The sequence below is a fragment of the Vibrio sp. TH_r3 genome (assembly GCF_033101115.1).
Lineage (GTDB): Bacteria > Pseudomonadota > Gammaproteobacteria > Enterobacterales > Vibrionaceae > Vibrio.
Map to the genome: position 1 here is coordinate 34,054 of NZ_JAWMPW010000002.1, position 23,313 is coordinate 57,366.

The 23,313-nt window shown below is 39.5% G+C and carries 26 protein-coding genes; 14 read left to right on the forward strand and 12 right to left on the reverse strand.

Features of this window, described 5'->3' with window-relative positions; genetic code table 11:
- Positions 1 to 59: 59 nt before the first annotated feature.
- The 6 genes from R3X26_RS02615 to R3X26_RS02640 all read right to left on the reverse strand — a co-directional run bounded on the left by R3X26_RS02615 (position 60) and on the right by R3X26_RS02640 (position 7,021).
- Positions 60 to 1,703 (reverse strand): BatD family protein, encoded by a 1,644-nt coding sequence (locus tag R3X26_RS02615; protein ID WP_317715575.1) that lies wholly within the window; start codon positions 1,701 to 1,703, stop codon positions 60 to 62.
- A 1-nt stretch (position 1,704) separates the two neighbouring features.
- Positions 1,705 to 3,564: a VWA domain-containing protein gene (locus R3X26_RS02620; protein WP_317715576.1), complete on the reverse strand. Its 1,860-nt coding sequence runs from the start codon at positions 3,562 to 3,564 to the stop codon at positions 1,705 to 1,707.
- On the reverse strand, positions 3,557 to 4,531 hold the full coding sequence (locus tag R3X26_RS02625) for a vWA domain-containing protein (RefSeq protein WP_411572381.1): 975 nt from the start codon (positions 4,529 to 4,531) through the stop codon (positions 3,557 to 3,559). The genes R3X26_RS02620 and R3X26_RS02625 overlap by 8 nt, the downstream gene beginning before the upstream one ends.
- Before the next feature lie 22 nt (positions 4,532 to 4,553).
- Positions 4,554 to 5,045, reverse strand: a complete 492-nt coding sequence (locus tag R3X26_RS02630) for a DUF4381 domain-containing protein (protein WP_317715577.1) — start codon at positions 5,043 to 5,045, stop codon at positions 4,554 to 4,556.
- A complete protein-coding gene (locus R3X26_RS02635; RefSeq protein WP_317715578.1) occupies positions 5,042 to 5,989 on the reverse strand; it encodes a DUF58 domain-containing protein in 948 nt (315 codons plus the stop codon). The genes R3X26_RS02630 and R3X26_RS02635 overlap by 4 nt, the downstream gene beginning before the upstream one ends.
- 75 nt (positions 5,990 to 6,064) lie before the next feature.
- Complete coding sequence (locus R3X26_RS02640; RefSeq protein WP_317715579.1) at positions 6,065 to 7,021, reverse strand: MoxR family ATPase; 957 nt, start codon at positions 7,019 to 7,021, stop codon at positions 6,065 to 6,067.
- Between the two features lie 277 nt (positions 7,022 to 7,298).
- On the opposite strand from R3X26_RS02640, the gene R3X26_RS02645 reads away from it, so the two are divergent.
- Together R3X26_RS02645 and R3X26_RS02650 are read left to right on the forward strand one after the other, a co-directional pair.
- Positions 7,299 to 7,496, forward strand: a complete 198-nt coding sequence (locus R3X26_RS02645) for a restriction endonuclease subunit S (RefSeq protein ID WP_317715580.1) — start codon at positions 7,299 to 7,301, stop codon at positions 7,494 to 7,496.
- 119 nt (positions 7,497 to 7,615) lie between these two features.
- The gene (locus R3X26_RS02650; RefSeq protein WP_317715581.1) at positions 7,616 to 7,897 is read left to right on the forward strand and encodes a pyrimidine/purine nucleoside phosphorylase; all 282 of its coding nucleotides are present in this window, start codon (positions 7,616 to 7,618) and stop codon (positions 7,895 to 7,897) included.
- Positions 7,898 to 8,042: 145 nt separating this feature from the next.
- On the opposite strand, the gene R3X26_RS02655 is transcribed toward R3X26_RS02650, so the two are convergent.
- Positions 8,043 to 8,465, reverse strand: a complete 423-nt coding sequence (locus R3X26_RS02655) for an organic hydroperoxide resistance protein (protein WP_317715582.1) — start codon at positions 8,463 to 8,465, stop codon at positions 8,043 to 8,045.
- A 110-nt stretch (positions 8,466 to 8,575) separates the two neighbouring features.
- Between R3X26_RS02655 and R3X26_RS02660 the strand changes: the two genes are divergently transcribed.
- The 5 genes from R3X26_RS02660 (at position 8,576) to aroG (ending at position 12,499) form a co-directional block, all read left to right on the forward strand.
- The gene (locus R3X26_RS02660; protein ID WP_317715583.1) at positions 8,576 to 9,028 is read left to right on the forward strand and encodes a MarR family transcriptional regulator; all 453 of its coding nucleotides are present in this window, start codon (positions 8,576 to 8,578) and stop codon (positions 9,026 to 9,028) included.
- 74 nt (positions 9,029 to 9,102) lie between these two features.
- The gene (locus R3X26_RS02665; protein WP_317715584.1) at positions 9,103 to 9,717 is read left to right on the forward strand and encodes a fumarylacetoacetate hydrolase family protein; all 615 of its coding nucleotides are present in this window, start codon (positions 9,103 to 9,105) and stop codon (positions 9,715 to 9,717) included.
- Positions 9,718 to 9,837: 120 nt separating this feature from the next.
- Positions 9,838 to 10,182: an XRE family transcriptional regulator gene (locus R3X26_RS02670; RefSeq protein ID WP_317715585.1), complete on the forward strand. Its 345-nt coding sequence runs from the start codon at positions 9,838 to 9,840 to the stop codon at positions 10,180 to 10,182.
- Positions 10,183 to 10,276: 94 nt separating this feature from the next.
- Positions 10,277 to 11,152, forward strand: coding sequence for a DMT family transporter (locus tag R3X26_RS02675; RefSeq protein ID WP_317715586.1), 876 nt, complete (start codon positions 10,277 to 10,279; stop codon positions 11,150 to 11,152).
- Between the two features lie 291 nt (positions 11,153 to 11,443).
- Positions 11,444 to 12,499: a 3-deoxy-7-phosphoheptulonate synthase AroG gene (gene aroG, locus R3X26_RS02680; protein WP_317715587.1), complete on the forward strand. Its 1,056-nt coding sequence runs from the start codon at positions 11,444 to 11,446 to the stop codon at positions 12,497 to 12,499.
- An 85-nt stretch (positions 12,500 to 12,584) separates the two neighbouring features.
- Here the strand turns inward: aroG and R3X26_RS02685 are convergent, their stop codons facing one another.
- The 3 genes from R3X26_RS02685 to R3X26_RS02695 form a co-directional block, all read right to left on the reverse strand.
- Positions 12,585 to 13,595 carry a Gfo/Idh/MocA family oxidoreductase gene (locus tag R3X26_RS02685; RefSeq protein ID WP_317715588.1) on the reverse strand — a complete coding sequence of 337 codons (1,011 nt, stop codon included), beginning with the start codon at positions 13,593 to 13,595 and terminating at the stop codon, positions 12,585 to 12,587.
- A gap of 144 nt (positions 13,596 to 13,739) precedes the next feature.
- Positions 13,740 to 14,864: a mechanosensitive ion channel family protein gene (locus R3X26_RS02690; RefSeq protein ID WP_317715589.1), complete on the reverse strand. Its 1,125-nt coding sequence runs from the start codon at positions 14,862 to 14,864 to the stop codon at positions 13,740 to 13,742.
- Positions 14,865 to 15,017: 153 nt separating this feature from the next.
- Positions 15,018 to 15,608, reverse strand: coding sequence for a GNAT family protein (locus R3X26_RS02695; protein ID WP_317715590.1), 591 nt, complete (start codon positions 15,606 to 15,608; stop codon positions 15,018 to 15,020).
- 151 nt (positions 15,609 to 15,759) lie between these two features.
- On the opposite strand from R3X26_RS02695, the gene R3X26_RS02700 reads away from it, so the two are divergent.
- Both R3X26_RS02700 and R3X26_RS02705 read left to right on the forward strand, forming a co-directional pair.
- A complete protein-coding gene (locus R3X26_RS02700; protein ID WP_317715591.1) occupies positions 15,760 to 16,149 on the forward strand; it encodes a hypothetical protein in 390 nt (129 codons plus the stop codon).
- Between the two features lie 189 nt (positions 16,150 to 16,338).
- Positions 16,339 to 16,938, forward strand: coding sequence for a thiol:disulfide interchange protein DsbA/DsbL (locus tag R3X26_RS02705; protein ID WP_317715592.1), 600 nt, complete (start codon positions 16,339 to 16,341; stop codon positions 16,936 to 16,938).
- Between the two features lie 148 nt (positions 16,939 to 17,086).
- On the opposite strand, the gene R3X26_RS02710 is transcribed toward R3X26_RS02705, so the two are convergent.
- A complete protein-coding gene (locus tag R3X26_RS02710; protein WP_317715593.1) occupies positions 17,087 to 18,007 on the reverse strand; it encodes a LysR family transcriptional regulator in 921 nt (306 codons plus the stop codon).
- Positions 18,008 to 18,140: 133 nt separating this feature from the next.
- Here R3X26_RS02710 and R3X26_RS02715 point away from each other — a divergent pair, with 133 nt between their 5' ends.
- Positions 18,141 to 18,833 (forward strand): type 1 glutamine amidotransferase domain-containing protein, encoded by a 693-nt coding sequence (locus R3X26_RS02715; RefSeq protein ID WP_317715594.1) that lies wholly within the window; start codon positions 18,141 to 18,143, stop codon positions 18,831 to 18,833.
- A 34-nt stretch (positions 18,834 to 18,867) separates the two neighbouring features.
- Complete coding sequence (locus R3X26_RS02720; RefSeq protein WP_317715595.1) at positions 18,868 to 20,025, forward strand: iron-containing alcohol dehydrogenase; 1,158 nt, start codon at positions 18,868 to 18,870, stop codon at positions 20,023 to 20,025.
- A 363-nt stretch (positions 20,026 to 20,388) separates the two neighbouring features.
- On the opposite strand, the gene R3X26_RS02725 is transcribed toward R3X26_RS02720, so the two are convergent.
- Positions 20,389 to 20,628 carry an RNA-binding protein gene (locus tag R3X26_RS02725; protein ID WP_317715596.1) on the reverse strand — a complete coding sequence of 80 codons (240 nt, stop codon included), beginning with the start codon at positions 20,626 to 20,628 and terminating at the stop codon, positions 20,389 to 20,391.
- A 186-nt stretch (positions 20,629 to 20,814) separates the two neighbouring features.
- Here R3X26_RS02725 and R3X26_RS02730 point away from each other — a divergent pair, with 186 nt between their 5' ends.
- From R3X26_RS02730 to R3X26_RS02740, 3 genes are all read left to right on the forward strand, one after another.
- Positions 20,815 to 21,354: a GNAT family protein gene (locus R3X26_RS02730; RefSeq protein ID WP_317715922.1), complete on the forward strand. Its 540-nt coding sequence runs from the start codon at positions 20,815 to 20,817 to the stop codon at positions 21,352 to 21,354.
- A gap of 200 nt (positions 21,355 to 21,554) precedes the next feature.
- The gene (locus R3X26_RS02735) at positions 21,555 to 22,745 is read left to right on the forward strand and encodes an MFS transporter (protein ID WP_317715597.1); all 1,191 of its coding nucleotides are present in this window, start codon (positions 21,555 to 21,557) and stop codon (positions 22,743 to 22,745) included.
- On the forward strand, positions 22,736 to 23,308 hold the full coding sequence (locus R3X26_RS02740; protein ID WP_317715598.1) for an NUDIX hydrolase: 573 nt from the start codon (positions 22,736 to 22,738) through the stop codon (positions 23,306 to 23,308). The genes R3X26_RS02735 and R3X26_RS02740 overlap by 10 nt, the downstream gene beginning before the upstream one ends.
- Positions 23,309 to 23,313: the final 5 nt, after the last annotated feature.

A 23,313-nucleotide genomic window follows, 5' to 3' on the forward strand; every position in this document is an offset into this window, starting at 1 on the left:
CATGAATACTTTAAGCCACCTGCTGTTATTGCAGGTGGCTTTTTATTGGCAAATAGAAACTACAATGGCGCTAAGCTATCTTGATCATTGTTTTTGTTTGATGTTTTCTTATTGGCTTTTTTCAACAATGCTAATAACTCGTCATTTTTCCAAGGTGTTGAATCATTGGCATAAATTGATGCCATTAACGCCTGTACCTGTTGGTTGATTTTTTGCTTGGTGGTTAAATCTAATTGAGGTTTTTGTTGATACCATTCTGTCAAATAGGATTGAGTCGCCATACCATCATGATTTTTAACCGCCGTTAGTAACGCATTGAATGTGTCTGGTTTGAGATCGTGTTTAGCCACTTTACTTTGTTTTATAGTGGGGCGTTTTATTAAGATGACCAGAGTAAGCAACCACAGAATGGCAAAGAACGCTGCAATATAAGGCCATAATCCTGCATCTTTAATAGTAATTGTTTGTGTATCGGTTGCGATAGGCTGTGCCTGTTGTGGGCTAGAATCGAGTTTAATTGTTGGCGTGTCACTTTGCTCAACAGCAAACGTTGCGCCGGTTAATTTAGCTGTTTCTGATTGCTTTTTGTTGGTGTTCCACCAGTGCAAACTGATTGGTGGCAAGGTTACTTGGCCAGCTATTTTGGGGATTAACACATGTTTCAGTGTCATTGATACTTGATTGCCGTTCTGATTTATTTTGGCTGGCTCTTCATAGAATCGAACATTATCTGGATAATCTACAATAATATTTGGTAGTTGAGATTGCGCAATACCGTCGATGGTTAAGGTTATCTCACGGGTAATCGGAGAACCCACTAGGCCAGTTTGTTGAGCAAAGTCTGTGACTTCACTGCCGTCTGCATCCAACCACTTTTGTGTTAGATTCAAATTAGGGCTTGGTAACCAGCTGCCTTTAAAATTAGTCGGCTTTTCTGATACCTCGATGTGTATGGTTTTTGCCTCTAAGTTGATAGGAATTAATCGAGTTGAGCCAGTTTGGTTATTGTTATCTAAAATAGTGGCAGATAGAGTAGGACCCGTTATGTCGTATAAACCCGCTTCGGATACGGTCACACGGTAACTTTGCTCTACGATGGTCGCTTCAACACCATCTATAGAGCCAATGTACTGATGAGAGTCACCAATTGGCTCGATATCAACTGGTCCAACAGAAGTGGGTGCAGTTAATTTTGGATTCTGGATCCGTCTTACATCGGTTTTTATTATCAATTTGGTATCGAGTTGGGCAATTTCAGCGGGATACAACTCACTTTTACTTAATTTTGTTTCAAACGAGAGCAAATCTTCTACTTTAGGCATTGAGGAATCAATGGTGGCTTGAATCGCTATTGGTGCTGTTGATTCACCTTTCACTTGAAAAGAAGGGATGGTTAATATTCCCACGCGAAGCGGAGCAAGCGATAATGACCACTCACTGCGAATCGAACGTTTGCCATTAATGCTGTTAAGTGAAGATGAAAAACGTGGACTACCTAGATAAAAATCAGATTCTAGTGAAGAAAAGTCGATGTCACTAGAATCGGCTCGTTGGTCAGAGACGACTTTTAATAAAAACACTTCCCCTTTGGCGGCTTTGTTGGTGGAAACCGTCGCGAGTACTGCAGCTTGAGTCCATTGACTGAGTAATATCAGTAGTGTGGTGCCGACGGTAAAAATAGTAGTGCGGATACTCTGATTCATGTTACCAACTCTTACTTGTATCTTGTGGTGTTTGTTTTTCTCGCGCTTGTAATAACATTTGAGCGCGAATCAAATGGCTTGGGTCACGAGCATTCTCGACCTGTTCAAGTTTGCGTAATTCTGGATCAACAGACTGGCTGTTATCCTTGTCTGCGGAAACCTCTGTTTCTGATAAAGGTTCTTGTTCTGTTTCGGAGCGCTTATCTGGCTCGGATGGTCTTGTTTGTCCAGTATCATCGTTATTTTCATTGTTGTCTTGTGGTTCATCATGCGCGCTTGATTGCTGCAGCTGCTCGGGTTTATTTTGAGATTCCTGAGATTCCTGAGATTCCTGAGATTCCTGAGATTCCTGAGATTCCTGAGGGCTCGGGTTATCTGCTAGATCTTGTTGGTTATCGCTTTGCTCTGAAGACGGTTGACTCTCTGACGATGAGTTCTTATCTTGTTGCTGTTGCTGTTGCTGTTGCTGTTGCTGTTGCTGTTGCTGTTGCTGTTGCTGTTGCTGTTGCTGTTGCTGTTGCTGTTGCTGTTGCTGTTGCTGTTTAACCTTATCTAAATTTGTTTTAGCGTCGATGAAATTTTCATCCGAGGCTAGCACTTTCTCATAACCTTCTATCGCTTTTTCAAACTGTCCAGACTGAGCGTAAGCGTTGGCTAAGTTGTATTGTGAATCTAAATCTTGTTGATCTTGCAACAGTTTAATCACTTGCTGATAATCACCTGCTTCATAAGCTGCCGCGGCTTTCCAACGAAGGTCATCAAATTGTTCTAGTGCTCGTTGATAATCCTTCGAGTTGAAACTTTGCAAGGCTTGCTGATCATCGTTTAACCAAGCAGAGGCTTCAACGGGTTTAAGGCCCGATAAGGTTATTGTACTGACTAACAAGACAAAAACGATGCCTTTTCTAAATAATAACAAGCCCGGAATGAGCAAAAATAAGCACAACCAGTAACCATTATTGGTCGGTTCTTCTATCTCCTGCTGGCCTGCTTTTTTAGCGGATAGATCGTCTTGTGTTGTTTTTTTTGCAATTAATTCAACGTCGGAGCTATCAGTTTGCACGGGTGCGAAAGCGCCGAAAGTGATTCGACTCGCCTGTTGCATATTACGCATATTGGTTTTCGCTATCACGGTGCTACCAAGATTGTTGGTTAACAAACTGCCATCTGCTAACGGAATTGGTGCACCTACTTCACTGCCTACCGCAAGTATCGAAAGCGTCCAATCTTTGTTAGTTAATAAAGCCTGTATTCCCGCTAATTCTTGATCATCTAGATCATCGGAAATTAATATAATATCGCCTTTATTGTGGCCTGCTTGCTGCAAATTATTTATCGCAAGTTCTACTGCTTTAACTGCATTTGCACCTTGATAAGGCATAATGTCAGGCGATAAATTATTGATTAAGTTAGCTAAAGTTGCCGAATCGGAGGTTAGCGGACTAATGGTATAAGCGTCGCCAGCATACGCGATTAAACCGGTGTTACCCTCCGACCAATAAGGCAGCAGATCTAACGCTTTATATTTTATCTGAGTTAGGCGATTAGGTTTAATATCCTGGGCATAAATTGAACGAGACATATCCAGTAGTAATATGCGGGAATTACCGGTTTCATATACAGGCCTTGTGGTTTTTTCTAAACTGGGTCCAGACAAAGCAATTACGGCAACTGTCCATGATACCGAAAGTAGAAAAACAGCCCATTTGTGGGTTTTAGTTTGAGTTAGGCCTAGCTTACGTGCGATATGTGCAGCAATTAACCCTGATGATGATTGACTTTTTACCAACCAGAAAACCACAACAAATACAGGAATTAATGCCAAGAGCCAAATAGGAGTTAACAATTTAAAATCAGACACGGACTTTTCTCAAAATAATCAAAATTAATGATAATAAAAATGCCACACTTAATGGATAACCAAACCATTCTGTTTGCGGTCGCCAGATTTGTTGTGCGCCTGAAACAGGCTCTAACTCGTTAATAGTTTGGTAAATATTTTGCAAATCCTGTTCGTTATGAGCACGAAAATACTGTCCGCCTGTCATTTGAGCGATTGCGTTCAGTGTGGTTTCATCGAGATCTTTGGCTGTATCGACTTTTCGGTTACCAAAAAAATCTTTCACCGTCATTTCGCCAGCACCAATTCCTACTGTGTATATGGTTGCTTGATATTTTTTGGCGATTTCTGCCGCTTTTAAAGGGTCTAAAACGCCAGCCGTATTCGTGCCATCACTTAGCAAAATGATAACTCGTTGAGGGGCATCGCTATCAATTAGAGTCTTAATTGCTAGGCCTAACCCTTCTCCAATAGCGGTTTTATTGCCAACCAGCCCAAGTACCGCTTGATCTATTTGTGTATTAACGGTTGTACGATCTAACGTGAGGGGGGTTTGTAGGTACGCATGATCGGCAAAAAGGATTAATCCTAAACGATCGCCTGAACGTTTATTTATAAAATCTGTTAATACCCGTTTTACTGTGGTTAATCTATCGAAATATTTTCCTTCAAACGCCATGTCTTCGATATCCATCGAACCGGATAAATCGACTACTAGCATCATATCCCGATGCTTGGGTTGGCTTTGTATTGGTTCGCCGAACCAAACTGGCCGAGCACTCGCTAACACCAAACAGAGCCAAATTAACGACACCGCTAGCTTGCTGGTTAAATTAGAGGGAGCAGGGGGCTGACCGTCATTCGGCAGATAGGCTAACGTTATAGCTTGGTGTTCTTTTACAGCAGGAGCAAATCGATAAACTAAGATGGGGAGGGGTAAGAGAATAAGTATCTCCCACCAGACAAATTCTATGTTTTGCAAAAGCATAAAGTCACCCCAAATCATAATGTTACTCGCGGCCTCCTTTTTTTGGTGGCAGTGCGGTGATTAACCAAGTTTCACACTGTGAAACCAATTTTTCCGTGTCGGTGTTTGCCGACTTCTGATACAGAGAGACTAACCATTCTTGTTCATTGTCAGAAAAAATCGGGTTAGCGACTTGCGAGTCAAGAAATGACAACCACTCCTGACCAGAAAGATTAGCTACTCGGTTTCTTGGGTAATAACTGAGAACTGCTTGGCGAACGATTTCCATCGCACCAGAAGGAGTAATACTTTGCTTTTCTAATTGCAGTAGCGCGAGAGCCGCTTTTTTCGCTCTAAGCCTACGTTTACGCCACTTAAACAGAAATACAATCAGCAGTAGCGTAACAATAATGCCAGCCAAAAGTGTCCACCATCCCCATTGTAATGGCCAGAAATCTGGTGTTGGTGGTAAATGAATGGCTTCTAACGAAAGTCCAAGGTCGGTGGTTGAATTGCTAGCGGTATTATCCGTCATTTTGTCGTTCCGGTAATTTGAGAGACAAGAGGTTGAGCACAAGATATCGAATAATACGGTATAGCAAGCGAGTTACACAAGGAGGTAAGCTTGTTCTGCTCTGATTTAAATGCATTTTTTAGCTGTTGGCGGTTGTTTTTTGTTGCAAAATTTAACCACAAAGATTGTTGGCCATTGGTGACCTTTTCTACTCCACGATAATGCGTTTGACCAAGTTCTAACGGATCATAAAATTGAACTATACTTACTCTGTTGTGTTGACGTAAGCGTGATAAACGTATTTTGTCATGCGTACAATTTAATCTGGTGAAATCACTACAGATAATAATGTCACTTCCTTTTGGGCAAAGTCTATGTAAAGCAGTGAGACCATCTGATAACGGTTTTTCCTTACCAATTTCATCAGTGAGTGCTTGATTATGCATTTGAATAAGTTGGTTAAATAGTTGCAATGGTCCTTTGTTACGAGATGTCGGTTTTATATCAAGTAATTCTGTTCCTGAATCTAAAATTGCGCCGACGCGATCTTTTTTATCTATAGCTAGCCAACTAATCAAACTGGCCATATGAGCCATTTGTATGGATTTGAGCATCATCTGTGAACCAAAACGCATCGATTTGCAAAAATCTAAGTACAGCATCACGGGCTGTTCTCTTTCTTCGGTAAACAACTTGGTGTGTGTCTTTCCTGTTCGTGCCGTAACTCGCCAGTCTATTGAGCGAATATCATCGCCCGGTTGATATTGTCTGACTTCAGAGAAATTCATACCGCGCCCTTTTTGAGCACTGATATGTTGACCATTAAGCTGTGACCATAAGCTTTTGGCAGGAGGAAGCCAGCGCACAGTTTGGCTTTTATAATGCAGTAACTCACTCAGTGATAGCGTTACTCCATTCGCTCCTTCAGGCAGTTCAGATGTAAATGTTTTCTCTTTTACAAACACCGGTTACTCACTCATTCGTTCTTGTCGAATTACGTTAACGTATATTCATTTTTTATTGGCTAGTATTCACATTCGCTAAGCACTGGCGACCATAGAAAGCAAATGTTGTATCACTTGGTTTGGATGAATACCTTGAGCTTGAGCCGAATAGCTTAACAGTAATCTATGCCTCAAGGTGGGGAAGGCCATTTCTTGTACATCTTCTGGTGTGACGTAATCTCTACCTTGTAACCAAGCACGTGCACGAGCGCATCTATCTAACGCAATCGTGGCTCTTGGGCTTACGCCCATTTCTAACCACTCTGTTAGTTGTTGACTATAGTTTTCAGGATGGCGTGTTGCCACAATCAGCCTTACAATATATTGTTCAATTGTGTCAGCCATATGCACTGACATGACCTCTTTTCTTGCTTGAAAAATATCTTGTTGGCTAACTAATGCCTTTTCAATCTGATTGGTTCCTAATACTTCGCCTCGGTTGAGCCGAAGTATTTCGAGTTCGCTTTCAGCATCTGGATATTTAACATCCAAATGAATTAAAAACCTGTCAAGTTGCGCTTCTGGTAACGGGTATGTCCCTTCTTGCTCAATAGGGTTTTGAGTCGCCATGACCAAAAATAATTGCGGTAAAGGGTAGGTCTTTCTACCTGCTGAAATTTGCTTTTCTGCCATGGCTTCAAGCATTGCAGCTTGTACCTTGGCAGGTGCTCTATTTATTTCATCTGCTAATACTAATGAATTAAATATTGGTCCGGGTTGAAAAGTAAATTCACCGGTTTCAGGTCTGAAAATATCAGTCCCCGTTAGATCTGCCGGAAGTAAATCAGGGGTAAATTGAATACGATGAAAATCTCCTTCAATGCAGTCAGATAGTTTTTGAACCGCTCGGGTTTTAGCGATACCCGGAGGTCCTTCAACTAAAATATGACCATCAGCTAGCAGTGCAATCAAAAGTTGTTGTACAAGTTCTGATTGCCCAATAACTTGAGAGTCTAGATAGTGTTGTAATTTTTGAAATGTTTCTGAATACATATGACGACATATCTCCTACTTTGTTTAAACTTTGTCGCTATAAATTCGAATAAGTTCCCGTTACTAAGTTTAAGTGCTCAACAAATCAGCAATAACTACGTTAACCTCTACGCTCAATATGTGGTTAATTGAGTCAAACACAAGTAGTAAATTGCAAAAAGTAATATTACCAAGATGAGTTTTTCTAGAATCAGCCACCGGAAATAGGTAGACTTCTTATTAATAGATTACTATCTACAAATTAATTATTAATACATTACCATCAAGTGGAATAGCAATGAGCGATTTTGAAAAAGAACTGGAAAATATGGCGTTAGAAGTGTCGGATGAAGCTGAAGTGAAGCTTCCTTCACTTGACGAACAAAAAGCAGTGGTTGATGAGCTGAAAAAACTTGAAGCTGAAGGAAAATTAACCCCTGAGGTGTTAGAACATTATTTTGGCCAGTTTAAAGATTCGGATAAACCGATCCACTAATTTTATTGGCTTGAAGCCACTTAAATTAAAGCAGCTTCATTTAAAGAGAATTAGCTATAACTATTAACGTAGAGAAAATTAGCCATAAAACAGATTTATTCAATTAACGAGGCGGTAAGATGATTAAGGAAAATACGTATTTTGATGGTGGTGTTAAATCGTTAGGTTTTACACAAGATGATGGCGATAGCAGTGTGGGTGTTATGGCGGTTGGCGAGTATACTTTTGGTACGGGTGCACCAGAGAAAATGACGGTTATTAAAGGTGCACTAACAATAAAAAGAGTGGATGATAGCGAGTGGCTGACCTTTGTCGCTGGACAAGCTTTTGATGTTATCGGCGATTCATCTTTTGACGTGAAAGTCGAGCAAGAAACCGCTTATCTTTGTGAGTATCTTTAACGGCTAATTGCGTTATCCAGCCACACGTTCTAGATTAAAACAATAAGCCTGAAATATTCAGGCTTATTGTTTATCACTTCTTTTCTTAATCCTTAGGTCAGAAAATAGATAGGCTGACAGGTTAATTAAGCGGTACTTGAAAGGCTTAAATAGCTTCGCCATTCACAGTCACATCCACATCAATATTATTACGAGTTGCGTTTGAATATGGGCATACTTTATGTGCCATACGTACAACTTCTAGTGCTTTTTCTTGCGGTAAATCTAGTGTTGCTGCCAAACTTACGGTTAAAGAAAACCCACCTTCATCATTGGGTCCAATGCCCACTTCTGCGGTTACAGGCGCTTGATCAATGTTAATTTTAGCTTCGCGGGCAACATGTAAAATAGCGTTTGAAAAACAAGCTGAATAGCCTGCAGCAAATAATTGTTCTGGGTTAGTAGCCGTACCTGAACCGCCCATTTCTTTTGGATAGCTTAGGTTTAATTCTAGCAGCCCGTCGTTAGTTGCTACTTTACCATTGCGACCAGCTAATGCAGTTGCTTGAGTTTTATATAATGTTGTCATGATATTTTCCTTGTCAATTAAATTGTGTGCAATTAAGTTGTGGTAAAGTATAAATCGAATTTATGCACGATTGCAAGTATATTGCGCACAATATTTATTTGGAGGATGTTATGACATCATGCAATACCGTTCAAACTGATGGCCTACTTGAGTTGGATAATCAGGTTTGTTTTCCTTTATATAGCGCAGCGAATGCGGTAGTACGAGCTTATCGACCTTTGTTAACTGAAATTGATCTGACTTATTCGCAATATCTTGTAATGATGGTTTTATGGCAAACCAACGGGATAAATGTGAAAGAATTAGGCGCCAGGTTATATCTTGATTCCGGAACATTAACGCCGTTATTAAAACGATTAGAAGGTAAAGGCTTAGTCAGCAGGACAAGAGGACTAGAAGATGAAAGAGTGAGAATGCTGACGTTAACTAAACAAGGCATTGAGCTAAAAAGTCAGGCGCTGGCTGTCCCTAATGGTATGATGTGTAAACTTAATATGGATATAGAAGAGCTAATCGAGTTGAAGCGATTGTGTGAAAAGTTGCTAGCAAAACTGTCAACATAATTCATACTTGCTTGCCACTAACCTGCATTTAGGTAATTTGGCGGTTGTGCCAACATTATAAAAAGGATTTTAAAATGAATATCGTGGTACTAGGTAACAAAAAAGTGAAACCAAGCAAGATACTCTGTGTTGGTAGAAACTATATTGATCATATTAACGAGTTAAATAATGCCATACCTGATGAGATGGTGGTGTTTAATAAACCCAATTCGTCTATTTCTAAGCATCTTTCATCCTTTCATCAAGAGCCGTTGCACTATGAAGCTGAAATTTGCTTCTTAGTTAAGCGCAAGAAACTAGCCGCAATCGGTTTTGGATTAGATCTGACAAAAAGAGAGCTACAAAGCCGGTTAAAAAGCAAGGGTTTACCATGGGAACGAGCCAAAGCCTTTGATGGTTCAGTGGTTCTTAGTCGCTTTGTACCTCTAGATGGACTGGATATTAACGACCTTAGTATCGAGCTGTTTATAAATGGTGTTCGAATTCAAAGTGGTCACGTTGGCCAAATGTTGTATCCTCCAAGAGTGATCTTATCTGAACTCAGCAGTTATACTACATTGAAGAATAATGACATTGTGATGACCGGAACTCCGGCCGGAGTGGGCGTAGTGTATCAAGGCGATTTATTTACTGGGCGGATTAAATGTGCAGGTCAAACCGTGGTAGAAGCGGAATGGTTGGCTGAATAAGCTGATTTGTTTCCATTTTTTATAAAAAATGCTTTTTAGGATAAAATTTCACTTAAATTTGACACGTTTGATATATCAATAGGCATAGTCATTTCCGTTGAATATATACGAGGAATGAATGTGAAGTTTACTGAACAAGATCGGGCTGAACTTAACCAAGTTTGGATGTCAAAAAAAGCGACGATGAGATTGATGCAAATGGAAGTCGTAAAACGGCTTGGATTGAATCAAAAAGAGTTCTCAGAGCTGTTACGCGGGGATGCTCCTTTGACGATGAGTTTTATTAACCAATTTTGCCAGATTTTACATATTGACCCCAAAGATGCGATTTCTTCTTTGCGACGGGCAGAACATAGCCACAAACAGGCTTACTTAAAGACAAAAATGACGGTGGATGGTGAAATTCAACGAGCTTACATTGAAGGTAACGAAGTGGTGGTAGAATATATCCATCAGTTAGAATAACTTACATCTTCGCTATCATTCTGCTTTAACCTAATGACTTAATTACCCTTATACCTTAACATAGGCAGTACATTTTATATGGGTGATTACCGCTGTGACTTGGATATTATTGACGTTACTTGCCGCTTTTAGTCAATCTTGGCGTAATGCTTTCCAAAGCAAGTTGAGTGCTGATTTTAACGTTTTAGGTGTAACACTCGCGCGATTTCTGTGGGCAAGTCCAATTGCGCTACTCTATCTTATGGTGATTTACTGGTGGCAGCCAGTCGCCTTGCCTAGTTTCAGCGGCTCGTCCTATTTTTTTATTGTAGCAGCTTCGGTAATGCAAATTGTCGCCACAGCGTTAATGGTGGTTCTTTTTAAGCAGAAAAATTTTGCTATTGGAGCTGGTTTAGCGAAAAGTGAAGCACCAGTTGCAGCACTGCTTGGGGTGGTTTTTTTTGGCACATCAATTACGTTGATTGGCTGGTTAGGGATCGCTATCGGGGCATTTGCTGTGCTGATGTTAAGCTGCCCACACGGTTTCCGTAGCATATCTTTAAAGACAGCATTGCTCGGTTTTGCGTGCAGTACTAGTTTTGCGTTGACTTCGCTGTGGGTTAGAGAAGCTAGCTTGAGTCTTTCGTTGCCTTTCCCTCATCGGGCGGCGTGGGTTCTTTTCTTAGTTATCTCGTTACAAACCGTCATGTTATCTAGCTACTTGTACGTAAAAGATAGAGAAACTCTGGCAAGAATGTTTGCTAACCCTAAATTGGTCATAGCCACAAGCATAGCCAGTGTTATTGGATCATTTGGTTGGTTCAGTGCAATGTCACTACAAGTAGTGCCTTACGTAAAAACCTTAGGGCAAGTAGAAGTTTTCTTTACCATGTTAATCTCATTTTTTTGGTTAAAAGAAAGTGTAAAACGTAAGGATATAGTAGCGCTTGTGATGGTAGCGATTGCCGCTATTTTGGTTATGTGGCACTAGTAGATAATTCACCTTCACTGATTTAACTTGAATCATCAGTGCTTGCCTTCAGTCATCAATTGCAAAGGTTGGTAAGTGATAACAATATGTACAGATTTGAACAAAAAGCGACCTCTTTGTCCCTCTAAATGAGTGTAAATTTAATTATACATTTCGTGTAAAGTGTAAATTATAGCCTGATATTGAAATTTGTTTCAAAAAGTGCTTGAAGTTATCTTTTTTAGCCGATAAGTTACCGCTTAGAGAATGACATAAGCCTTATTATAAGAAAACATAGGACGAGTAGTAGCAATGCATCAAACTGACGACGTAAGAATTAATAAAGTAAAAGAATTACTTCCCCCTGTAGCTGTATTAGAAAAATTCCCAGCGACTGAAACAGCCGCTTCGACAACCTATAAAGCTCGCAAAGCAATATCTAATATATTACAGGATAAAGATGACCGCTTGTTGGTGGTGATTGGTCCGTGTTCGATTCATGATACGGAAGCTGCAGTAGAGTACGCGAAAAAACTGAAAGTATTGCGCGATGAACTTGGTGATCGGCTAGAAATTGTCATGCGTGTGTATTTCGAAAAACCACGTACCACGGTGGGTTGGAAAGGTCTGATTAATGACCCTTATTTGAATGATACTTATAAGTTGAATGATGGCGTAAGAATTGCGCGTAAGCTTCTTTTAGATCTGACTGATATGGGTATTCCAACTGCGAGTGAGTTTTTAGATATGATCACTCCACAATATATTGCCGACCTTATCAGTTGGGGAGCGATTGGAGCAAGAACGACAGAATCTCAAGTTCACCGAGAGTTATCATCTGGTCTTTCATGTCCTGTTGGTTTTAAAAACGGAACAGACGGTAATATTAAGATTGCTACGGATGCTATTCGTAGTGCAGAAGCGTCGCATCATTTCTTATCAGTAACCAAATATGGTCATTCTGCAATTGTAGAAACGGCAGGGAACCCTGATTGTCATATTATTTTGCGTGGCGGTAAAGAGCCAAACTATAGTGCGGAACATGTTTCGGCTATAAAGTCTCAATTAGAAGCGTCTAAATTACCACAAAAAGTAATGATAGATTTTAGCCATGCGAATAGCTCTAAACAGTTCCAACGTCAGATGGTTGTTGCGGAAGATATTGCACAGCAAATGGCTAATGGCGAAGAGGCTATTTTTGGTGTAATGATCGAATCTCATTTGGTAGAAGGCCGTCAAGACTTAGTTGATGGAAAAGCAGCCTGTTATGGTCAATCCATTACTGATGCTTGTATTGGTTGGGATGATACCGAAGCGGTGTTGCGTCAATTAGCGGATGCAGTAGAAGCGCGCCGAAAAGCGAAGTAAGCAAAACGTTATTCATATTGCTTAAATTAATCAGCTAAATCAAAGGGCAAACATGCCCTTTGATTTTCATCTACATATATATCATTTACTTACAAATAGCGGATAAATCTCTTTCCACAAACGGAAACACAATCCCTGCTTCATGTAAAATTTTATCCATTATTTGCATATTGGCAATAGTAATTTCAGGGGTCATGTTGGTAGAAAATAATTGTTTATTTTTGAGGCATCGATGAACTTCTTCAACTTGATATTCAAAGCCACTAGCGCGATGAGGTTTGTCGCATACTAAAACTTCACCAACGTTGGTTTTTAACGTCGCTTTTTTGGCATCCCAAAAATTACCCGCAACAATGATGGTTCCTTTTTCGCCTACGATATGAAATTCATTATCTAAACAACTTAAAAAGGTGCAGGTAAATTGACTCGTGACCTCGCCATAATCCATGGTAACGCTACAGCGTTCATCCACACCGGTTTCTCCAATTAATACAGCTGATTGAACATTACTCGGCTGCCTACCAAGCACAAATTCGGACAGCGCAATATTATAGATACCGGTATCGAGTAAAGCACCGCCCGCAAGGTTAAGATCAAACAACCGATCAGTTGAATCTTTCTTCGGTTGAAAGCCAAAATTGGATTGTAGTAACCGAATATCACCAATTAAGTCTTCATTTAACCACTGTTTTACCTGCACCCAACAAGGTAAAAACCGGCTCCAAACTGCCTCCATTAAAAAGACCTCTTGCGTTCTAGCTAACTCAAACAGTTCTATGCTTTGTTGTGCAGTGACGGTTAAGGGTTTTTCACAAAGCACCGCTTTTCCGGCCATTAAGCACTGTTTCACGGTTTCATGGTGATAACGATGTGGATTGGCGATATAGATTACATCGATGTCGGGATGCTGAATTAATTCTTCATAGCTATCCATCACATAATCTATATCGTATTGTTGAGCAAAACTCTGTGCTCGCTCAGTGTTTCTGCTCGCGACGGCAAACAATTTTCCATCTTCGATAGCTGAAAAACCTTGCGCAAAACGATGGGCTATTCTTCCGGGAGCGATAATACCCCAGTTAATTTTCTTTTCCATATTAGATTTGTGTCCACTGTGACTGAAGCTATCTCACTTATAATCAAGCTCATTTTTTAACAAACACATATTTTGCAATAATGAGGTAATGTTATTTGAGCGCTGCTTCAAACAATGACAATCTAACTGTTTTTATGCGTATTTTTACTGTCCAACAGTAGATAATGGAAAACCATTGGGCGGTGTAGCCTGTTCTACTTTTAATGTCTGAGTTGGGAAGGCGACATCGGCATCGTGTTCATGAATAATTTCCATTACTTTCAATAACACGTCTTGTTTTACTTCATGAAAACGCACCCAGTTAACCGTTTTGGTGAAAGAGTATAAGAAAAAGTCCAACGAGGATGGGCCGAAGGAATTGAAGTTTACAATTAAGGTTTGGGACATATCCAGATCGGGATGATTCTGAAGCATTATTTTAACATCTTTAATAATGTCGTCGACTTTGTGTGCGTCTTGATACCTAAGCCCGATAGTTTCGTAGATACGTCGGTTTAACATGCGGGATGGGTTTTCTACCACGATATTGCTGAATATAGAATTGGGAACATACAATGGTCTTTTGTCGAAGGTTCGAATGATGGTCATTCTCCAGCCGATTCGCTCTACAGTGCCTTCTATTTCCCTGTCTGGTGAACGTATCCAATCACCAACTTTAAATGGGCGATCAAAGTAAATCATCATGCCACCAAAAAAGTTAGACAATAAATCCTTAGCGGCCAAACCAACGATTAAACCACCGACGCCACCAAACGTTAGTAGACCGGAAAGGCTCAAGCCCAACGTCTGCATTATTGACAAGGAACCCATGACAATGAAAAGCAGTCTGGCAACTTTTGCAATAGCCTGGACAGTGGTTTCGTCGCGGTTTTTTTGTTTTAGAACATGCTCTTCTACGTTATGGATTAACCTAAGTACGATCCAAATGAAAATCGATATAATCAATAGCGTCTTTAATGTTGCCAACCAATCGAGCGAGTGGGTGATATAGTTTTCCATCACTAAACCAATAGACACCGTTGCAGGCCAAGACCACAACAAGACACTAATTGGCGTTTTTAAAGCATGGATGAGAACGTTATCCCAATGAACTTTGGTTTTAGTTGCAATGGCTTCTAGTCGGGCATAGATTACTCGCCAAGCGACCCAAGCAATTAAGCTAACACAGGTGATGAGTAGGACGTCAGTTCCCCAATTTAGATTTGATTGAGACAAATAGGCAGGGAGTTGAGATAAATAGGTTTTTAGCTGAGAAAATAATGATTCCATGTGACGGCCGTTTGTTTTATCTGTGTATGAAAAACCTAACAGGTTTTATGATTTTTCTCTATAAAAATAAATATTTAAACGAATTTTTACCACACTCTAGTCCAAAGATTTTTAGTGATATGTGCATGGATTGGCTCAAACAAATAGTAACGGTTACTGTAAATGGGCAGAACGTAATTTCATGTATAAATATTCATCACCCCAACCAGTTAGAACAGATGAATTTGCTTGTAGATCGGCGACTCGTTTAAATCCTGCCTTCTCTAAAAGTCGATAGGATGCGATATTTCTTTTATCGACAAAAGCGACGATTTTCTGCTTGTTTAAGGTTAAAAAAAGATAATCCAGTAATGCGGAAATTGCTTCAAATGCGATACCTGTTCTGTGATTTTTTGCTGCGATGGTATAACCAATTTCCATTTTTTCATGATCGACAAAATGCAGTGCAAGATCACCAACCAACTGGTGTGATTTACGATCTTCAATGGCAAGTTGGTACCAACTGCCTATTTGGCCGAAAGATGAATAGTCCATTTTATTGAATAGGTCCAAGGCATCTTGGAACGTGTAGGTTGACCAACTTTGGTAACGAGCGACATCTTTGTCGGCTCTATATTTTGTAAAGGCGTTTAGATCCGAATACTGAAAAAAGCGAATGAAGAATCGGCAAGTTTGCAACAAATGCTGATTAACAGAATCGATGTGAGTCGGTAATGCGTTTGCTGCTTTCGTATCACTGTGCATAAATTGTCCAATGAGCTAACGGTGAGTGTCGTGGTTAATACCAGATTTGCACAACAAACATAGATTTTCAATGTTAAGGAAAATAGTTCGCCATTGTACACTGTAAAATGATTATGTATTATGACAACAACTTTTTGTTTTTAGTATTAATATGTATTATCGAACTCAATCCATGCTAGTTATTTGTACTTTGCTTACTTCATTAGTAATGATGAGTTTCAGTGCGAGTGCTTCAGTGGTTCTTGTGTTCAGTCATTATAATATATGTCCTATTGATGCAGAAACGAGTGGCGATATTTATTCTGAATCGATAGACGGCGTACATCATGTTGATGTGAGTATGATTTCCGCTTCATTAGATGTCAAAACCAAACCAGTTTCGCACAGTTGCGGTTCCGCAATGTGCACTTTGTATCCTCCTTCAGCGTTCGTGCATAGTTCAATTATTTTACCTGCCTATTCATTAGCGCCTATTGAAGATGAGTTGATAATTAAAACTAATTATTTTTCTCAATCTTTATATAAACCTCCCATTGCTTGATTTATCAATAAAGATAAATGGTTATTAAATGCAAATTCTTAGTAAATGGACATTGCTAGTAAACGAAAATGCGATTAAGCGTATAGTCAATTTCTACTAAGATAATTTATTTCCGTTGTCTGTATGTAGCGGACAACGATGTATACAAAATGAATAAAATCGATTAACGATTTTAGGAGCAAAAGAAAAATGAAAAAATTATTATTGTTAGTATCAAGTGTGTTATTAAGCGTAGTGGCTCACGCTGCTCAATTTAATGAAGGACAACATTACACAGTACTGGATGCAAAAAAATCTTCTACACCGGTTGTTACCGAGTATTTTTCGTTTTTCTGCCCACACTGTTATGGATTCGAACCGGTTATTGATGGTTTAAAAGATCAGTTACCAAGTAATGTTCCGGTGCAGAAAGTACATGTGTCATTTATGGGTAATAATATGGCAGTACCAATGGCTAAAGCTTACGCTACCATGGTGGCATTAAAGGTTGATGATAAGCTTGTAATGCCAATGTTTAAGCAGATCCATGACTTTAAAAACACGCCTAAAAATGAGCAAGAACTACGTCAAATATTTGTAGATAACGGTGTTTCAGGAGAGAAATTTGATGCTGCATTTAATGGTTTTTCGGTAGATTCTATGCAGAAACGATTCGATAAGCAGTTTGCTGCTACTGGATTGCGCGGCGTACCTGGTGTGGTAGTGAATAACAAATATATTGTTCAGTCTGGTGATATTAAAACCGTTGACGAATATTATGATCTGGTAAATTACTTACTAACTCTTTAAGTAATCCGTTGAAGCGTGTTTGTTTAATGGCAAACTAGTTTTAACGGTAATCTAGTCGTAACGGTCAGTTAGTTTTAACAGCAATACCGATATCAAAGAGCCTATATTGATAGGTTCTTTGTATTTCATGTTGAGACCATCACCATAGTTATAAAATACTGTTCCTTTCAATTGAATCCATATTGGTAAAATAATTCTTTAAAAAATCGAGCAACACGCGCAGCTTTTTTGATTTAGATGCGCCGGGTGGAAAGACACCAAAAACATTAATCGGTGCAAGTTGGTAATCTTCTAATATCACTTCGAGATGACCTTGCTTGACTTTTGGAGCAACATCATACAATGGGATTTTTCCTAAGCCATGTCCTCCTTCAACAAACGCAGTACGTGCCGCCGCATTGTTGGTAGATATTCCACCTTCTAATTTCACTCGATAAGAACGAGTTCCCTTGGTTAATTCTAACGTTGAGGAGGTTTGTTTGTAGATTACCCATTTATGACCGTCTAGCTCTACTGGCGTTTTAGGGCGTCCATATCGCTCAAAATACGCTGGAGATGCTACCAAGCAAGTAGGTAAGGTAGATAATTTTGTCGCTTGGAGTTGGGAGTCGGGTAACGGTGCGCCACGAATAGCTAGATCGATACCTTCCTGAATAATGTTGACGACATCGTCTGACAACATGACATCTAAATCAATTTTTGGAAACCGCTCCTTAAATTCGTTCAGCGCAGGCACAATCAGCTGAAGGCCAACATTGACAGGGCACGTGATCTTTAATAATCCTTGCGGTTCGTTTTTGAAGTTATCCATTTTCTGCTGAGCTAAATTAGCTTGTTCAGTGATCACTCTGCAACTGTCGTAATACGCTTTGCCTGCTTCGGTAAGAGACAAACTTCGTGTAGATCGATTGATGAGTTTAACGCCTAAACTTCCTTCGAGTTTCTTTATATGGTAGCTCACAACGGTTCGAGAAAGGCCGAGTTGCCGGGCGGCAGCACTAAAGCTGCCTTGTTCAACTGTATGTGCAAATACCACCATGCTTTTAAGTTGCTCAATAGATAAATTCATCTGTTGGCGTACCTTATTGTTTCAAATTTTGAACTAATGTAGTTGATATTTGCTTCATTGTCTAAATAATCTATCGGTATTATAGTGGGCTCAAGATCGTAAAGGTCATCATTCAAATCAAAGGAGTCACATCATGGCTAACTTCTCAGGTAAGAAAATTCTTATGGTATTAACGTCTCATTCAGAATTAGGTAATACAGGCGAGAAAACCGGTTTTTGGGTAGAAGAGTTTGCTGCTCCTTATTATCTATTTATGGATGCAGGTATTGAGGTTACCCTCGCTTCACCAAATGGTGGACAGCCACCTATTGATCCAAAAAGTGAACTCGAAGATTTTCAAACAGCCGCAACTAAGCGGTTTGATGCAGATAATATTGCACAGACTCAACTTGGTAATACACTTATATTGAGTGATATTGATTCTAGTGATTATGATGCGGTGTTTTATCCTGGTGGACATGGTCCATTGTGGGACTTAGTCGACAATTCTGATTCTATTGGTTTGATAGAGTCCTTCCTATCTACACAAAAGCCTGTCGCCGCGGTATGTCACGCAGGAGCGGTATTGCTCAATATAAAAGATGCGCAAGGTAACTATGTTGTTCAGTCTAAAGCGGTAACAGGGTTCAGTAATTCAGAAGAAGATGCAGTACAATTAACGGATATTGTTCCTTTTCTATTAGAAGACGAACTGAAAAATCGTGGTGCAGATTATCAAAAAGTAAGTGATTGGAGCCCATTTGTCGTTCAAGATGGTTTGTTAGTCACCGGACAAAACCCGGCTAGCTCAGAATCTACGGCAACAAAACTACTAGAAATGCTGTAAGCCAATCCAAATTCAACCAAAAAAAGAAGGTACTATGTTTAATTTTAGCTTTCAAAATCCGACGCAAATTCATTTCGGACCAGAGCAAATTCAAGCCATTACAACGGATATTCCTAAAGACGCTAAAGTACTGATGCTGTATGGCGGCGGGTCAATTAAATCAAATGGTGTTTATGATCAAGTTGTAGAAGCATTAAAAGATCATACTTTTTTTGAGTTTTCTGGTATTGAACCAAACCCAAAATACGACACAGTAATGAAGGCTGTTAAAATGGTAAAAGAAAATGATGTTGATTTTCTTTTAGCTGTTGGTGGTGGTTCGGTTGTTGATGGCAGTAAATTTGTGGCAGCTGCGGCCCGTTTTGAGGGTGAAGACCCATGGGATATCGTTGCGAAAAGAGCGCCGGTCGACTCTGCGATTCCACTTGGTGTTGTGCTAACTTTACCAGCGACCGGATCGGAGAGTAATGGTGGTTCGGTTATCACTCGCGATGGTAACAAATTACCATTTATGAGCCCACTGGTTCGTCCTGTGTTTGCAGTATTAGATCCTAAGACAACCTTGTCACTTTCAGAAAGACAAGTGTCTAACGGGGTTATCGATGCATTTATTCACGTTATGGAACAGTATCTAACCTATAACGTTAACGCTAAGGTTCAAGATTACTTTGCTGAAAGTTTATTGCGCATCTTGATCGAAGAAGGGCCTAAAGCACTCGATGAAAAAACGCGTGACGATCTAGAAGTAAGATCGAATATTATGTGGTCGGCGACCATGGCTTTAAATGGCTTAATTGGGTCGGGTGTACCGCAAGATTGGGCAACACATATGATTGGTCACGAGTTAACGGCGTCATATGAAATAGATCATGCAAGAACACTATCTATCGTTCTCCCTGCGGTAATGAAAGTTTGTCGTGAGAATAAACAAGATAAATTATTACAGTACGCGAAAAATGTTTGGAGCATAACAGAAGGTTCAGACGAAGAAAAAATTGATTTAGCGATCGCTAAAACAGAAGCGTTCTTCCAAGAAATGAAAGTACCAGTTCGTTTGTCTGAAGTTAATCTAAGTGAGTCTGATATTGATGGCCTTATTGTTAACCTCGAAAAACATGGCATGGTAAAATTAGGCGAACATGGTGATGTTACTTTAGATGTGAGTCGTAAGATTTTACAAACGGCATTGTAATATAAACCGTATTGTAAAATACTAGCTTAAATTTAACTCCCGATGTGCTTTCATTAACAAGTGAACAGCCATCGGGATTTTTTAGATCTAGTCTTTTATTTAGGTAGAGTACACACTAGCGTTAACATTTAACTTGGTTATTTGTAAAGGGAGAGAAACATTGAAATATCTTTGGCTAAAATTACTACTTACTGTTGCCGTGTTTGCAGGTTTATTTGCCATCGTCTATATAAAAGTATCCAGTGGTACGGCGTAATTTTAATAGAAAGACGGTTTGATTTTAACAAAAGTCTCAGGATGGCTTAATTATTAGGTATTACTTTATAAGTAACGTTACTGAACATAAGTTACTTATATACGGCTTTATTGATCGGCTGTTTTTACTCTAATTTTGTTATTCGCGACAGTTGTTTGATTTAACTTAGCAATAGCCGCTCTAGCTTCGGTTATTTCTGGCATTTCAACAAATGCGAATCCTTTAGAAAGCCCAGTTTCTTGGTCAAGGACTAAGTTACACTGTTTTACTGAACCATATTCAGAAAATAGTATGCGGATTTCTTGTTCTGTGGTTGAACGAGATAGGTTACGAACTAAAAGTTTCATAATGAACCTTTGTATATTATATAATAATCAATTGTCTCAGGTATTGTTGCAAGAACCAAGGTTTAATTATTTCCTGCTTTTAAAGTCACGCAATTGATGCTCGTGAATATATCTTTTAACGATAACCTAGCGTCGATACGAATAGCTCAGTTAGCCCACCTTTCCGATATAATGGAGACCGAAATGGTGTTTTTTAGTGAAATAGATTATGAGTTAAAACTGGCCTTGATGCATAAATCATTTGCACCACGATATGCTGAACTAGCAAGAGACAATTTTAATCATTTACAACAATGGTTATCTTGGCCGCCACACTGCAAAAGCAAATACGATTTTGAAGAGTTTATTCAACACTCATTGCTCGATTATGCCAATGGAAAATCGATGGTCTGTGCTATTTTCTATCACGATCAATTAGTCGGTAATATTGGTTTTAATACAATTAATCACCAACTGGAAAAAGTTGAAATTGGTTATTGGTTAGCCGAGCCTTACCAAGGCAATGGTATTATTACACGTGCATGTCGAGCTTTAATTAATATGGCATTTGAACAGTGGAATATGCAGAAAATTCAAATATCAGCCGCCACAGAAAATGCCGCTAGCCGTGCGGTGTGTCAACGTTTGGGTATGACACTTGAAGGCATTATTACTCGTAACGAAAACCTAGGTGGAAGGGTTGTTGACCATGCAATTTATGCGTTACATCGAACAGACATAACATGATTTTTTACTTAAATGTTAATTAGCAGCATAGGAATACTGGCTGTTACTAATGGGCGTAAGCGTGCACCGGTAAGTGATATCCATGCTCGACATTAACAAGCTATTATCATAAATTAAATGGCATTTCTGATCTGACAAGCTGTCATTTAATCATTAGATAACCGTTACAACTATTAAAATCTATCCGATAAGGACAATCAGTGGATACAACAACAGATAGTCGCCCTAGTTGGCAAACACCTCAGAATTTTTTGATACTTATCTCTGTGGTTGTCACTATTGCTTTTTCAAGCTGGCAAGCCTTGCTAAATAATTTCGTTGTAGAACGGGCAAATTTTGATGGATCTGATATAGGTTTGCTGCAAAGTGTTCGCGAGATCCCCGGATTTTTGGCTTTTACCGCCGTATTTGTGCTGCTTTTTATACGCGAACAAAAGTTCATTATTATTGCTTTAGCGATGTGCGCGCTAGGCACTGCAATGACAGGATTTTTTCCGTCGTTGGGCGGGCTACTGTTTACTACATTGGTGATGTCTATTGGTTTTCATTATTTTGAAACATTAAAGCAATCACTTTCATTACAATGGCTTAGTAAAGAAGAAGCGCCTGAAATGCTAGGGAAACTAATTTCGGTCGGTGCTTTTGCGTCATTATTTACTTATGCTGCACTTTGGCTAGCATTAGAACAGTTAAAGCTTGATTTTGTCTGGGTCTATCTTATCGCTGGTGGGGTCGCTTTTACGATTACTTTGGTATTAGCATTTACATTTCCTGCATTTCCTACACATACGCCCCAGAATAAAAAATTAGTATTGAGAAAAAGATATTGGCTGTACTACGCGCTTACCTTTATGAGTGGTGCACGACGTCAAATATTTACCGTTTTCGCTGGTTTCTTGATGGTTGAAAAGTTTGGCTACTCAGCGGCAGACATTACTCTGCTGTTTTTAATTAATTATCTTTTTAACTGGTTGTTTGCTCGGAAAATTGGTCGTTTGATTGGTCGTGTTGGAGAGCGTAAAGCACTCACTTTTGAATATATTGGTTTAATTGTAGTGTTTATCAGTTATGCCTTCGTACAGTCGCCTGAATGGGGCGCAGCCCTTTATGTTGTTGATCATCTGTTTTTTGCTTTGGCGTTAGCCATAAAAACCTATTTTCAAAAAATCGCAGACCCAGCTGATATGGCCTCAACCGCAGGTGTTGCGTTTACCATTAATCATATTGCCGCAGTAGTTATCCCTGTTACTTTTGGGATGATTTGGCTTATCTCTCCATCTGCCGTTTTCTTATTAGGCGCGGTAATGGCGGTGATATCGCTGTTATTAGCATTAAATGTGCCTCGTACACCGGAAGAAGGAAATGAAGTGAGGATTTTAAGTTGGCGTTAGTCTCTCAAAGTAAAAACGTGAATTCAGGTGAAGCTGTTCATCGAAACACACTGAAGTTTTGTCCTCAATGTGGTGCAGAATCGCTGGTAACCGAACAATTGCCAGCGGTGTTGTTTCGTTGTAATCAGTGTTCATTTTCATTATTTCATAATGTTGCTGCTGCGGTAATGGTGGGGATAGTATGTAAGGATGAAATCTTGATCGCAATTCGTGGAAGAAACCCAGGTATAGGGATGTGGGACTTTCCCGGTGGATTTGTTGATCCAAATGAATCGTTACAGCAAGCGGTCGCAAGAGAGCTGTTAGAAGAACTCGATATTCATGTAACGTCGGCCAAATTGCTTGATTCGATACCCAATACTTACCCATATAAAGGTATTACTTATAAAACATGCGATTGTTTTTTCGTCGTGGAATTAGCTGAAAAACCATTGATCAACGCACAAGATGACGTGGCAGCAGTTGAATGGGTAAAAATAGAGGATGTAGATGTTAATCAATTTGCATTTGAATCAGCAAAAGTAGCGTATAATTGCTTGAAAAATTATACTAGCCAAAAGTGATCGTT

Excerpts from the sequence above, each read along its gene's own strand:
- R3X26_RS02685 (WP_317715588.1), bottom strand. The coding sequence starts at position 13,595 with ATGGAAAAGAAAATTAACTGGGGTATTATCGCTCCCGGAAGAATAGCC.
- R3X26_RS02645 (WP_317715580.1), top strand. The coding sequence starts at position 7,299 with ATGAGCGATTTTGAAAAAGAACTGGAAAATATGGCGTTAGAAGTGTCG.
- R3X26_RS02705 (WP_317715592.1), top strand. The coding sequence starts at position 16,339 with ATGAAAAAATTATTATTGTTAGTATCAAGTGTGTTATTAAGCGTAGTG.
- R3X26_RS02690 (WP_317715589.1), bottom strand. The coding sequence starts at position 14,864 with ATGGAATCATTATTTTCTCAGCTAAAAACCTATTTATCTCAACTCCCT.
- R3X26_RS02625 (WP_411572381.1), bottom strand. The coding sequence starts at position 4,531 with ATGCTTTTGCAAAACATAGAATTTGTCTGGTGGGAGATACTTATTCTC.
- R3X26_RS02715 (WP_317715594.1), top strand. The coding sequence starts at position 18,141 with ATGGCTAACTTCTCAGGTAAGAAAATTCTTATGGTATTAACGTCTCAT.
- R3X26_RS02660 (WP_317715583.1), top strand. The coding sequence starts at position 8,576 with ATGACATCATGCAATACCGTTCAAACTGATGGCCTACTTGAGTTGGAT.
- R3X26_RS02655 (WP_317715582.1), bottom strand. The coding sequence starts at position 8,465 with ATGACAACATTATATAAAACTCAAGCAACTGCATTAGCTGGTCGCAAT.
- R3X26_RS02650 (WP_317715581.1), top strand. The coding sequence starts at position 7,616 with ATGATTAAGGAAAATACGTATTTTGATGGTGGTGTTAAATCGTTAGGT.
- R3X26_RS02695 (WP_317715590.1), bottom strand. The coding sequence starts at position 15,608 with ATGCACAGTGATACGAAAGCAGCAAACGCATTACCGACTCACATCGAT.
- R3X26_RS02725 (WP_317715596.1), bottom strand. The coding sequence starts at position 20,628 with ATGAAACTTTTAGTTCGTAACCTATCTCGTTCAACCACAGAACAAGAA.
- R3X26_RS02720 (WP_317715595.1), top strand. The coding sequence starts at position 18,868 with ATGTTTAATTTTAGCTTTCAAAATCCGACGCAAATTCATTTCGGACCA.
- aroG (WP_317715587.1), top strand. The coding sequence starts at position 11,444 with ATGCATCAAACTGACGACGTAAGAATTAATAAAGTAAAAGAATTACTT.
- R3X26_RS02630 (WP_317715577.1), bottom strand. The coding sequence starts at position 5,045 with ATGACGGATAATACCGCTAGCAATTCAACCACCGACCTTGGACTTTCG.
- R3X26_RS02665 (WP_317715584.1), top strand. The coding sequence starts at position 9,103 with ATGAATATCGTGGTACTAGGTAACAAAAAAGTGAAACCAAGCAAGATA.
- R3X26_RS02700 (WP_317715591.1), top strand. The coding sequence starts at position 15,760 with ATGTATTATCGAACTCAATCCATGCTAGTTATTTGTACTTTGCTTACT.
- R3X26_RS02640 (WP_317715579.1), bottom strand. The coding sequence starts at position 7,021 with ATGTATTCAGAAACATTTCAAAAATTACAACACTATCTAGACTCTCAA.
- R3X26_RS02710 (WP_317715593.1), bottom strand. The coding sequence starts at position 18,007 with ATGAATTTATCTATTGAGCAACTTAAAAGCATGGTGGTATTTGCACAT.
- R3X26_RS02615 (WP_317715575.1), bottom strand. The coding sequence starts at position 1,703 with ATGAATCAGAGTATCCGCACTACTATTTTTACCGTCGGCACCACACTA.